This is a genomic window from Clostridium ragsdalei P11 (assembly GCF_001675165.1).
GTDB lineage: Bacteria > Bacillota > Clostridia > Clostridiales > Clostridiaceae > Clostridium_B > Clostridium_B ragsdalei.
On record NZ_LROS01000033.1, the window covers coordinates 186,182 to 199,108 of the forward strand.

The 12,927-nt window shown below is 32.4% G+C and carries 9 protein-coding genes; all 9 read left to right on the forward strand.

Going from position 1 to position 12,927, the window contains the following annotated elements:
- The first annotated feature begins 85 nt into the window (after positions 1 to 85).
- The 9 genes from CLRAG_RS14230 (at position 86) to pfkA (ending at position 12,901) form a co-directional block, all read left to right on the forward strand.
- Complete coding sequence (locus CLRAG_RS14230) at positions 86 to 694, forward strand: metal-dependent hydrolase (protein ID WP_065079025.1); 609 nt, start codon at positions 86 to 88, stop codon at positions 692 to 694.
- 17 nt (positions 695 to 711) lie between these two features.
- Positions 712 to 2,580, forward strand: coding sequence for an excinuclease ABC subunit UvrC (gene uvrC / locus CLRAG_RS14235; protein WP_065079026.1), 1,869 nt, complete (start codon positions 712 to 714; stop codon positions 2,578 to 2,580).
- A 140-nt stretch (positions 2,581 to 2,720) separates the two neighbouring features.
- Positions 2,721 to 3,635 (forward strand): UDP-N-acetylmuramate dehydrogenase, encoded by a 915-nt coding sequence (murB, locus tag CLRAG_RS14240; RefSeq protein WP_065079027.1) that lies wholly within the window; start codon positions 2,721 to 2,723, stop codon positions 3,633 to 3,635.
- Positions 3,636 to 3,756: 121 nt separating this feature from the next.
- On the forward strand, positions 3,757 to 4,641 hold the full coding sequence (rapZ, locus tag CLRAG_RS14245; RefSeq protein ID WP_063555621.1) for an RNase adapter RapZ: 885 nt from the start codon (positions 3,757 to 3,759) through the stop codon (positions 4,639 to 4,641).
- Complete coding sequence (locus tag CLRAG_RS14250; protein ID WP_065079028.1) at positions 4,638 to 5,966, forward strand: gluconeogenesis factor YvcK family protein; 1,329 nt, start codon at positions 4,638 to 4,640, stop codon at positions 5,964 to 5,966. Before rapZ ends, CLRAG_RS14250 begins: the two co-directional genes overlap by 4 nt.
- Before the next feature lie 13 nt (positions 5,967 to 5,979).
- Positions 5,980 to 6,930, forward strand: coding sequence for a DNA-binding protein WhiA (gene whiA / locus CLRAG_RS14255; RefSeq protein WP_065079029.1), 951 nt, complete (start codon positions 5,980 to 5,982; stop codon positions 6,928 to 6,930).
- An 11-nt stretch (positions 6,931 to 6,941) separates the two neighbouring features.
- On the forward strand, positions 6,942 to 8,246 hold the full coding sequence (locus CLRAG_RS14260; RefSeq protein ID WP_065079030.1) for a DRTGG domain-containing protein: 1,305 nt from the start codon (positions 6,942 to 6,944) through the stop codon (positions 8,244 to 8,246).
- 6 nt (positions 8,247 to 8,252) lie between these two features.
- A complete protein-coding gene (locus CLRAG_RS14265) occupies positions 8,253 to 11,729 on the forward strand; it encodes a DNA polymerase III subunit alpha (RefSeq protein ID WP_065079031.1) in 3,477 nt (1,158 codons plus the stop codon).
- Positions 11,730 to 11,944: 215 nt separating this feature from the next.
- The gene (pfkA, locus tag CLRAG_RS14270) at positions 11,945 to 12,901 is read left to right on the forward strand and encodes a 6-phosphofructokinase (RefSeq protein WP_065079032.1); all 957 of its coding nucleotides are present in this window, start codon (positions 11,945 to 11,947) and stop codon (positions 12,899 to 12,901) included.
- Positions 12,902 to 12,927 lie beyond the last annotated feature (26 nt).

Below are 12,927 nucleotides of genomic sequence, written 5' to 3' on the forward strand. Positions count from 1 at the left end.
TTAATGTTATAATATAGGCAATAAGCGGATTATCGAATTATATGCAAAAACATTTAACATTATGACAGGATAAAAAGGAGAAAATATGAAGGGGAAAACTCATGCAGAAGTGGGAATAGTTACTTTTTTGTCCGTTTACAACGTACTTCCGGGGAAATTTAATTATATTGGCCTTTTAATAGTGGCGTTTTCATCAATACTTCCAGATGTGGATCACCCTAAAAGTATAATAAACAAATATATACTTCCATTTAGAAATAAGACAAGTAAGATTATGGTGTATAGCTCTTTAGGAATAGGACTACTTTGGTACGATTATCTTTATACTAAGGCACCTATTATTAAAGCTATTGGTATATCATTTATAATAATAGCTGTATCTTCTCATAGAAATGGATTGACTCACAGCTTGATGGGGATGATATTGTTTTCTTTTATTATAGGATATTTAGGAAACATGTATAATGTACACTATTTGGTGTACTATTTTATGATAGGATATGGAATGCATCTGCTTTGTGATATGGTTACGAATAGAGGGGTGCCCCTTTTTTACCCTTTTAAGAATAAAAAATTTAAACTGCCGTTAACTTATAATACTAATTCTAAAATTGGTTGTGTAATAGAGGATTTTTTAATGATATTTGGACTTTTATTTACAATATACAAGCTTCCAATCATATTTTGTAAGTAGTTTTAGGAGTGGATGTAGTGTTTGATTTTGAATATCAATTAAAGGTATTACCAGATAAACCAGGAGTATATTTAATGAAAAACTCTTTAGGTGAGGTAATATACGTTGGAAAGGCAAAGATTTTAAAAAATAGAGTTAGGCAGTACTTTCAAAATTCTAAGAATCATTCTGAAAAGGTAAAGGCTATGGTGAAACATATTGCTGAGTTTGAATATATAGTTACAGATTCAGAAATGGAAGCTCTTATTTTAGAATGTAATTTAATTAAAAAATATAGACCTAGGTATAATATCCTTTTAAAGGATGATAAAGGATATCCCCTTATAAAAATAACAGTAAATGAGGATTTTCCGAGAATAATATCCGCTAGAAATATGGTAAAGGATGGCTGTAGATACTTTGGACCTTATATTAGTCCTTCTGCTGTATATGAAACTATGGAAATTATAAAAAAGATATTTCCAATTAGAACTTGCAGACTGTCAATAAAAGAAGGAGAAGTGAAGGGAAGGCCTTGTTTAAACTACTATATAGGATTGTGTAAGGCTCCTTGCACTGGATATATTACTAAAGAGGAATACGGAAAAATCGTAAGTGGAGTTATGGATTTCTTATCGGGAAAAAATAGAGACATAAGTAAAAAACTTAAAGAAGATATGGAAATTGCCTCGAAAAAACTCGAATTTGAAAAAGCTGCAGAGCTGAGAGATAAAATTCTAGCAGTGCAAAAGATAATTGAAAAACAGAAGATAACCACTGGAGGATTTGAAGATGAAGATTTTATAAATATGTATTCAGATAATGTGGACAGCTGTGTTCAAGTATTTTTTTCTAGATCCGGGAAAATAATAGGAAGAGAGCATTTTATTTTAGAAAATACTCAGGATTTGCCTAAGGGTGAAATAGTGTCAAATTTTATAGAGGAATTTTATGGGGGAACTGCATATATAGCAAAAACAATATATGTGCCGGAAGTTGACGAAATTGAGCTTCTCCAGAATTGGCTTAGTATGAAAAAAGATGCCCGGGTATATATTAAAATACCTCAAAAAGGAGAAAAAAGGGCTACTTTAAATATGGTGGAGGAAAATGCCAGGACAACTTTAAAAAATTTTAAATTAAAATTAATTCAAGATAAAAAGATGTACAATACTTCTCTTGAAGAACTTACAGAAGCGTTAGATATGGAAGATATACCCCACAGAATAGAAGCATATGACATATCTAATATTCAGGGTGTGGACTCAGTAGGTACTATGGTAGTGTTTGAAAATGGAAGAGCTAAAAATAGCGATTATAGAAGATTCAAAATAAATTCTGTAAAAGGAGCTAACGATTACGATAGTATGAGGGAAATACTGACTAGAAGGTTTAAGCATGGCTTTGATGAAATAGAAAGAATAAAGAAAAAAAATTTGAAGTTTAGTGCAGGAAAGTTTTGTGCCTTTCCAGATTTAATTCTTATGGATGGTGGAAAGGGTCAGGTAAATGCGGCCTTAGAGGTGTTAAGAAAATTTAACATAGACATACCTGTGTGTGGAATGGTAAAAGATGATAGACATAGGACTAGGGGGCTTATATATAAAAATGAAGAAGTTTTGATATCTCCACATTCCAATGTAATTAAACTCATTGCTAGAATACAGGATGAAGTTCATAGGTTTGCAATAACCTATCATAGGAGTTTGAGAAACAAAAGAGTACTCCATTCTGTATTAGAAGACATACCTAATGTAGGTAACAAGAGAAGAAAAGAATTGTTAAAAAAATTTGAGAGTATAGAGAATATAAAAAAGGCTACCATGAATGAACTTATGGATACGCCTTCAATAGATAGACGTACGGCGGAAAGTATAATTTCATACTTTAAAAAAAATGGAAATTAAATCCTATATTTTTTTACTTTATTTTGGAAAAAAATTTAGTTTGATAGATAAAAGAAAATATGATACAATTTGTAATTGCATTGTATATTATAATTACATAGTGTAACGCTTAATTTTAATTTTCAAGGAGAATATTTATAATGAATAAGTTTAAAGATTTTGCTACAAATTTAGAGAAAATATTAGATAAAGAAGACATAAAAATAGACGAACCTATGAAGGAACATACTTCTTTTAGAGTAGGAGGTCCTGTAGATATATTAGTTACTCCTAAAAAATTTCAGGAAGTAGTAGATGTTATAACGTTATGTAAAGAACATAATATACCTTATTATATAATGGGAAATGGTTCTAATTTACTTGTTAAAGATGGCGGAATAAGAGGCATAATGATTAAACTTATAAAACTAAATGAAGTTAAAGTTGAGGACAATAAGATTATTACAGGAAGCGGCGTATCGCTAAAGGATATTTCAACTACTGCCCTTAATAACAAATTATCAGGCTTTGAATTTGCCTGTGGTATACCTGGAAGCGTAGGTGGGGCAGTTACAATGAATGCAGGTGCTTATAATGGTGAAATTTCACATGTTGTAGAAAGTGCAAAAGTTATAGATAATGATGGAAAAATCAAAGTATTAGATAGAAAACAATTAGAGTTAGAATATAGAAGCAGTTCCATTTTAAAATACAAATATACTGTCTTAGAAGTAACCTTTAATTTGGAGCATGGGGATTATGAGAAGATAAAAAACCGTGTAGAAGATTTAAATAGAAGGAGAAATGAAAAACAACCTCTAGAATATCCATCTGCAGGAAGTACCTTTAAAAGGCCAGAAGGTTATTTTGCTGCAAAACTTATAGAAGACAGTGGATTAAAAGGGAAGAGTGTAGGTGACGCCCAAGTATCTGAGAAGCATTCAGGATTTATAATAAATAAAGGGAGTGCAACAGCAAAAGATATTTTAGATTTAATAGCTATTGTGCAGAATAAAGTTAAAGAAAAATTTAATGTAGATTTGTATACTGAAGTTAGAGTTATAGGGGAAGAGTAGAGAGTGGAGAATTGGTGCTGTGTATTGCACTGATTCCCCTTTTTAGGTTATATTTATTGTTGTAGTTTGTTGTGATATAATTAGAAAAAGTAAAAATATTTTTAAATGGAGGGATGTGACTATGAGATTTGTTATAGTGACAGGATTATCTGGAGCGGGAAAAACTCAGGCTATAAGAAGTTTAGAAGATTTAGGGTACTTTTGTGTAGATAATCTTCCTCCTACACTAATACCGAAATTTGCGGAAGCATGCTATAAAACTGATGGGAAAATAGATAAAATAGCCTTGGTAATAGATATAAGAGGAGGTCAATTTTTTAATGATATATTTGAAAGCTTGAATTATCTAAAGAAACAGGGTTATAAATATGAAATATTGTTTTTAGATGCTTCAGAGGAAGTACTTATTAAAAGATTCAAAGAATCCAGGAGAAAACATCCCCTAGCACCTGATGGAAGAATTCTAAATGGTATAATTATGGAAAGAAACAAACTTAGAGAATTGAAAGACAGGGCAGACAACATAATAGATACATCTAACTTAGTAACTAGGGAACTTAGAGAAGAGATAACTAAGATATATTCAGAAGAAGGACAGATGGAAACAGAGCTTATGATTACCGTACTCTCTTTTGGATTTAAATATGGCATACCTGTTGATTCAGATCTAGTATTTGATGTGAGATTTTTACCAAATCCTTTCTATATACCTGAGTTAAAAGAATATTCAGGCAAGGATACCTCTGTAATGAAATATATAATGAGTTTTAAGGAAACAAATGAATTTATAAATAAACTGGAAAACATGTTAGAATTTTTGATTCCAAATTACCTAAAAGAAGGAAAGAGACAACTGATTATCTCTATAGGATGCACCGGGGGAAGGCATCGTTCTGTATTTATTGCAAATGCCATTTATAACAGACTAAAAAACAATGGACATAAGGTTAATATTGATCATAGAGATATAGAAGAAGATGTTAATAAAGGTGGTAAAAAATTATGAAGATTGTAGATTGGCTTAGACCTGGCATAAAAGTTAAAAGGTGGGTTATGCTTGGAGCCATGGGAGTACTCTTTATAATATTTGGAGTAATAGAATTTGTAAATAGAAGATTTTACAGCCTTTACTATATATCATTTTATGTATTTTTAATCATATCTGGGATATTTGTAGTGTATATTTCCATAACTCAAGGTATGAGGTCTATAATAGCACTTATAAATAAAGGATATTTAAGTGTGTCGTTAGATTCCAGGAAGTTGGAAAATTTAATATATGAAAAACGTCTTTTGGTAAAAGGTCCTAAAATCGTTGCCATTGGAGGAGGAACTGGCCTTTCCACTATGCTAAGAGGCCTTAAATACTATACGTCTAATATAACTGCTATAGTAACTGTAGCAGATGATGGAGGAGGTTCCGGAGATTTAAGGGAGGATCTTGGAATGCTCCCACCAGGAGATATAAGAAACTGTATAATGGCACTTGCTGATACTGAACCACTTATGGAAGATTTACTCCAGTATAGGTTCAAGGATGGAAGATTGAAAAATCAGAGCTTTGGAAATTTATTTTTGGCAGCTATGGATGGAATATCTGGAAATTTTGAAGAAGCTGTCCATAAAATGAGTTCTGTACTTGCGGTAACAGGTAGAGTAATGCCTGTTACCCTTGACAATTTAACTTTAAAGGCCAGATTAAAAGATGGATCTATTGTAGAGGGAGAATCAAATATTCCCCAAGAAGCAATAGAAAGAAATAGTCCAATAGATAAAGTTTTTATAGAACCTAGAGGTGCCAGGGCATTAAAAGAAGCTGTAGAAGCCATAAAAGAAGCTGATGCGGTAATACTTGGACCGGGTAGCTTGTATACTAGTGTAATACCAAATCTTTTAGTTGGTGATATAGCTAGTGCACTGCAAAATACAAATGCTGTAAAACTTTATGTTTCAAATATAATGACCCAACCGGGAGAAACGGATGGATTTTCTGTAGAAGACCATATTAAGGCTATATTTAACCATGTCGGTGCTCCTGTAATAGATTATGTAATTATAAATGTAGGTAAAATAAATACGGAGCTAGAAGGGAAATATAAAGAAGAAGAATCTCATTTAGTTAAAATAAATGAAGATTTAGTAGATTCTATGGGGGTAAAAGTAATTGAAGGGGATTTTATAAGTATTAAGAATGGACTTATAAGGCATAATTCTGAAAAATTAGCTTCCATACTTATAGAAACTATTATGGATAAAAAGCTGTTATTTGATAGAAAGAAGATAATAGAGTATTTCTATTTATCAGAAAGATTAAAGGAAAATAGGAGATAAGTGGGAGATATATATGTCATTTTCATTGAAGGTAAAAAATGAAGTTTGTAGGTATTCGGATATAGATGAGGAAGAAGCTATAGCAGAATTGTCTGCCATAATGAAGGTTAGTGGAACTTTAATGCTTGGAGGGAATAGGCAGTTTAGCTTTAAGATAATTACTGAAAATGCTGCAATTGCCAGATTCATATTTAAGATATTGAAGGATATTTTTCATATACATACTAGAATACTGGTTAAAAGGAGTAATTCTTTAAAAAAAAATAATGTGTACGTAATAATGATAACGGAAGATACAGATGTAAGATCCATACTTAAAAAAGTAGGACTTTTAAAGGAAGAAGAGGATGTTTTTTCATTGGATTATAGTATAACAAAAAGTATTAGTGAAAATGAAAAACTAAAAAAGGCCTATATAAGGGGAGCTTTTTTAGGTGGTGGGAGCATAAGTAATCCGGAAAAGACATATCACCTTGAATTTGTAACCCATGACAATGATTATGCATTGGATTTGAGTAAACTTATAAATGGATATGGATTAAGTTCTAAAGTAATACAGAGAAAGAGCAGTTTTATAGTGTATATTAAAGAAGGAGAGCAGATAGTGGATCTTTTGAATATAATAGGAGCACACTCTTCTCTTTTGGAATTAGAGAACATAAGGATAATGAAGGAAATGAGGAATAACGTAAATAGGTTGGTTAATTGTGAGACTGCAAATTTGAGTAAAACTGTTAATGCAGCAGTAAGACAAATGGAGAGTATAAAGCTTATACAAAAAGAAATAGGGTTAAGTAGGCTTCCTGAAAATTTAAGAGATATTGCAGAGCTTCGGTTAAATTATCCAGATGAATCTTTAAAGGAATTAGGTGAAATGTTGAATCCTAAAGTAGGTAAATCTGGAGTAAATCACAGACTTAGGAGAATTGAGAAAATAGCAGATGAACTGAGAAAAGAAAGGTAGGCACAGATTATATGTCAAAGCATGAGGATATAATCAAGTACATACTTTCACTAGAAACTGGTACTAAAATTTCAGTGAGAAGTATAGCAAGTGAGTTAGGGGTTAGTGATGGAACGGCATATAGGGCTATAAAAGATTCAGATAGCCTTGGAATAGTCACTACAATTCCAAGAGTGGGAACTGTGAGAATTGAAAAAGTTGAAAAGAAAAATATGGAGTCTCTAACTTATGGTGAAGTAATAAATATAGTAGATGGAAGTTTGCTTGGGGGAAAAAATGGAGTACACAAAGTACTACATCGATTTATAATAGGAGCTATGACCATAGAGGCCATGAAACAGTATATAAAAAAAGATTGTTTAGTCATAATAGGAAACAGAGAAGAAGCCCAAAGACTTGCCCTTCTAAACGATGCAGGAGTTCTTATAACTGGTGGCTTTGGATGCAGCAATCAGATAAAGAACCTGGCTAACGAAAAGTGTCTTCCTATAATATCTACTAGCTATGATACTTTTACTGTAGCTAGTATGATAAATAAAGCTATTTCAGAAAATTTAATAAAAAAGGAAATAGTACTTGTAGAAGATATAATGCAAATTAACCCGTCTTATCTTAACGTTAAAGATACGGTACTTAAATGGAAGCAAATGATGAAAGAATTTAAACATGACAGATATCCTGTAGTAGATGATGAAAATAAACTAGTAGGAATTGTTGCACCAAAGGATTTACCAAGTCATGGTTCTGATGATGAAGTTATAGGCAAGGTGATGTCTAAGGAACCAATTACAGTAACACCTAAAACTACAGTAGCTTATGCAGCTCATATAATGGGGTGGGATGGTATAGAATTATTTCCTGTAGTAAAAGGCAAAAAACTAATAGGAGTTATAACGAGGAAAGATGTGATAAAGGCACTTCAGTACATGGCAAGGCAGCCTCAACTAGCAGAAACTCTTGAAGATTCCATACTAAAGAAATTTGAATTTCAGGTTAAGGATGGCAAAAATTGTTTTACAGGAAGAATAACTGCAGAAATGCTAGATTCTATGGGAACAGGTTCCTGGGGTACCTTAAATATGCTTTTGTCCACTATGGCAATTGTAATCTTGAGACAGAAAAACAATGCAAATATACTTGTAGATAATATAAATACATATTTCATGAAGCCTGTGCAAATTGATAATGAAATTACAATATATGTAGATGTAATAGGTAAAGGTATAAATTATTGCAAAGTAGAAGTTAGTATGCTTAATGATAAAAAGGATATAGTTGGCAAAAGCATTTTATCTGCAAAAATGATAAGAAGGTAATGTTTAATGGACAAAGGAAAACATAAATGGGTAAGCTTACACCAACATACAGAATATTCCCTCCTGGATTCTTCAGCTAAAATTCCAGAACTTATAGCTAGGGCAAAAGAACTTGGAATGGATAGTATGGCAATAACAGACCATGGCGTTATGTATGGATGTGTGGAATTTTATAAAGAAGCAAGGGCACAGGGAATCAAGCCTATAATAGGCTGCGAAATATATGTATCTCAGGGAGATATGACTATAAAGCAAAATAATGGTAAAAATGAAAACTACCATCTGGTACTTTTGGTGAAAAATGAAGAAGGATATCATAATTTAATGAAAATAGTATCCACAGCTTCTATAAAAGGATTTTACTATAAACCAAGGGTAGACCATAATTATTTGAAAAATCACAGTGAAGGGTTAATAGCATTAAGTGCTTGTATGAGTGGTGAAGTTCAATCCAATATATTAAAAGGAAATATAGATAAAGCTGAAGAGACAGCGTTGTTTTATAAAAATACTTTTAAAGATGGTTTTTATTTGGAAATTCAATATCATGGAATAGCAGATCAGCTCAAGATAAATGAACAGTTGATTTCTATGTCTAAAAAATTAAACATACCTCTGGTTGCTACAAATGATGTACATTATATAAAAAAGGAAGATTATAGGACTCATGATATTTTACTTTGTATACAAACTGGCAAAACTGTAGATGAAGAAGATAGAATGAAATATCCTTCGGATGAATTTTATTTAAAATCTCCAGATGAAATGTATGACATGTTTTCCAATGTTCCGGAGTCTCTAGAGAATACTATTAAAATAGCAGATCAGTGTAATTTTGACTATGATTTCCATAAATCAAAGCTTCCTAAATTCCCCCTACCGGAACACACAGATCCTTATGAGTACATGAAGGATTTATGCTATAAGGGGCTTTGCAAAAGATATAGGGATGTAACGGATGAATTGAAAGATAGACTGGAATATGAGCTAGGTATAATAAAGAAAATGGGGTATGTTGACTATTTCCTTATAGTATGGGATTTTATACGGTTTGCGAGAAAAAATGGGATAATGACAGGTCCAGGACGTGGAAGTGGGGCAGGTTCTATAGTTGCCTACACTCTTGGAATAACTAAGATAGATCCTATAAAATATAATCTTATATTTGAACGTTTTTTAAATCCCGAAAGAGTTTCCATGCCGGATATTGACAGTGATTTTTGTTATGAAAGGCGTGGAGAAGTAATAGATTATGTGGTAGAAAAGTATGGAAAAGACAGTGTATCTCAAATTATAACTTTTGGTACTATGGCAGCCAGAGGGTGCATAAGAGATGTAGGTAGGGTAATGAATTATACCTATGGAGAAGTTGATAGAATAGCTAAGATGATTCCTACAGTTCCAAATATAACTATAGATAAAGCTCTTGATATGAATCCTGAGTTTAAAGAAGCTTATGATAGTGAGGAAAGAACTAAGGAACTTATAGATGTGGCTAAGGCTTTGGAAGGATTACCGAGGCATACTTCTACCCATGCAGCAGGAGTTGTTATAGCTTCAGAACCTCTTGTAACCTATGTACCACTTCAAAGAAATGAAGATAATATAGTTACCCAGTTTACCATGAATACCTTGGAAGAACTTGGCCTTCTCAAAATGGATTTTTTAGGCTTGCGTACTCTAACTGTATTGAGGGATACAATCGCTATGGTTAAGCAAGATAAAGGAGAAAATATTGATTTAGATGCTATAGATTATGACGATAAAGTTGTTTACAATATGATAGGTGAAGGAAAGACTGTGGGAGTATTCCAACTTGAATCTCCTGGAATGACTACATTTATGAAAGAATTAAATCCAGATTCCCTGGAGGATATAATAGCAGGGATCAGTCTTTATAGGCCAGGACCTATGGCGGAAATACCTAAGTATATTAAAAATAAAAATAACCCTGAGGAAATACAATATACAACCCCACAGCTTGAACACATTCTTTCTGTTACTTATGGGTGTATGGTATACCAGGAACAAGTAATGCAAATTGTAAGGGATTTAGCAGGGTATTCTATGGGAAGAAGCGATCTGGTAAGACGTGCTATGTCAAAAAAGAAGCACCATGTTATGGAAGAAGAACGGCATAATTTTGTATATGGAATTGTAGATGAAAATGAAGAAATTCAGGTACCAGGCTGTGTGCGCAATGGTATATCTGAAAAAATAGCCAATGATATATTTGATTCTATGATGGATTTTGCATCCTATGCATTTAATAAGTCCCATGCTGCAGCCTACGCTGTAGTGGCATTCCAAACTGCCTATTTGATGTACTATTATCCTACTGAGTATACAGCAGCTATGTTAAATAGTGTAAAAGGAGACAGTGAAAAAGTAGCCTATTATATAAGGTTTGCCAAAAGTATTGGAATAGAAATAATGCCTCCAAGTATTAATGAAAGCTGCACAAAGTTTACAGTAGAAGATGGAAATATAAGATTTGGGTTATCTGCTATAAAAAATGTAGGTGAAAATGTAATAGATAGCATAGTTAGATCAAGATCAAAACATGGTAAGTTTAAAGACCTGGTGGATTTCTGTAATAGCATAGACTTAAATTCCATAAACAAGAGGGTAGTAGAGAGCTTAATTAAAGCAGGTGCTTTTGATTGTTTTGGAGTGCTGAGGTCTCAACTTATAGCAGTACATGAAAAAGTAATCGACAGCGTTACAAATTCTAGAAAAAAGAATATAGAGGGACAGGTGAGCCTATTCTCTCAGATAGAAGAAAGCAGTGTAAGAATAAAATATCCTTCTATAGAAGAATTTAAGAAAATGGATATGCTAGCTATGGAAAAAGAAATGACTGGATTATACCTTTCAGGACACCCATTAGAGGAATATGCAAGGACACTAGAATTACAAACAGATACTAAAATATCTGACATAGTAAGCGGGGAGACTCTAGAAGAGAATCTTATAGAAGAAGCTAAAGTAAAAGATGGAGATAGAGTTATAGTTGGTGGGATACTCTCCGAAGTATCTAAAAAGATTACTAAAAATAATGATATGATGGCTTTTGCAAAGTTAGAAGATCTCTATGGAATTATGGAGATAATAGTATTTCCCAAAGTGTTTCAGAGATTCAAGAGCTTAATTGAAGATGATTATATGATTATAGTGAAAGGAAGAGTAAGTGTAAGGGAAGATGAACAGCCTAAACTTCTTTGTGAAGTTATAGAGCCTCTGGTGAGAATAGATACAGAAAAACTTTATATTTTGATTGAAGATCAAGATATTTTAAAAGAGGCTTTAGAGAGAATTAGATCCGTATTTGTAAACTTTAAAGGAAATATTCCTGTATATTTGTGTACAAAAAAAGAAAGAAAAAAGTTTAGGTTGGATAGGGAATTATGGATAAAATCTGATTTGGAACTTATGTCTTTTTTAAGAAAAAGCTTTGGAGATAATAATGTAAAAATTATATAGATAAGAAGTATATTTTTGTGATAAAACAACCAAAATACTAGAAGAAAGAGATTCTTATAATATTTTGGTTGTTAGAATTTTATTTGAATAAAGTTCATAATGTGGTGAAAAGTACATAATTGTATGTTATAATTATGATTGTAATTGTAGTAAATTAAGTTGGTTTTAACTAAAGCGGGACATAAATAGTCCCTGCGGTCATAGGGGGTGTGCGTATGAAAACAATAGCTGTATTAACAAGTGGAGGAGATGCTCCTGGAATGAATGCTGCTATAAGGGCAGTAGTGAGAACAGCTCTAGATAAAAACTTAAACGTAATGGGAATTAAAAGAGGATATAGTGGATTAATGAATGGCGAAATAGTACCCATGCAGAGAAGTAGTGTTGCAGACATTATACAAAGGGGAGGAACTATATTAAAAACTGCTAGATCTAAGGAATTTAAAACAGAAGAAGGAAGAAAAAGAGCAGTAAATATATTAAAAACATTTAGGATAGATGGATTAGTAGTTATAGGTGGAGATGGATCCTTTAGAGGGGCTAATGAATTATCTAAATTAGGAATAGCTACCATAGGATTACCTGGAACTATAGATAATGATTTGGCATATACAGATTTTACTATAGGATTTGATACAGCAGTAAATACCGTTTTAGATGCTATAAATAAGTTAAGAGATACTTCTACTTCCCACGAAAGAGTAAGTATTGTAGAGGTTATGGGAAGAAATTGTGGAGATATAGCTCTTTATTCGGGACTTGCAGGTGGAGCTGAAAATATAATTTTACCTGAAAAAGGATATGATGAACAAGAATTGTGTAGAGGTATATTAGAAGCAAAGATGAAAGGGAAAATGCATAATTTAATATTACTTGCAGAAGGTATTGGTGGAGCTGAAGCTTTAGCTGAGAAGGTTGAGAATATTACTGGTATAGAAACTCGAGCTACAAAACTTGGACATATTCAAAGAGGAGGAAGTCCTACTTGTTCAGATAGAATTTTGGCTTCAAGATTTGGATATAGGGCTGTTGAATTGTTAGAGCAAGGAAAGTCTTCTAGAGTTGTTGGAACTAGGAATGGTAAAGTTATTGATTTGGATATAGATGAGGCATTAAGCCAGCCAAGAAGGTTTGATGAAAAGCTGTATGAAATAGCCTATGCATTAGCCTAGATAATATTTTAAACCAATTTTGTGTT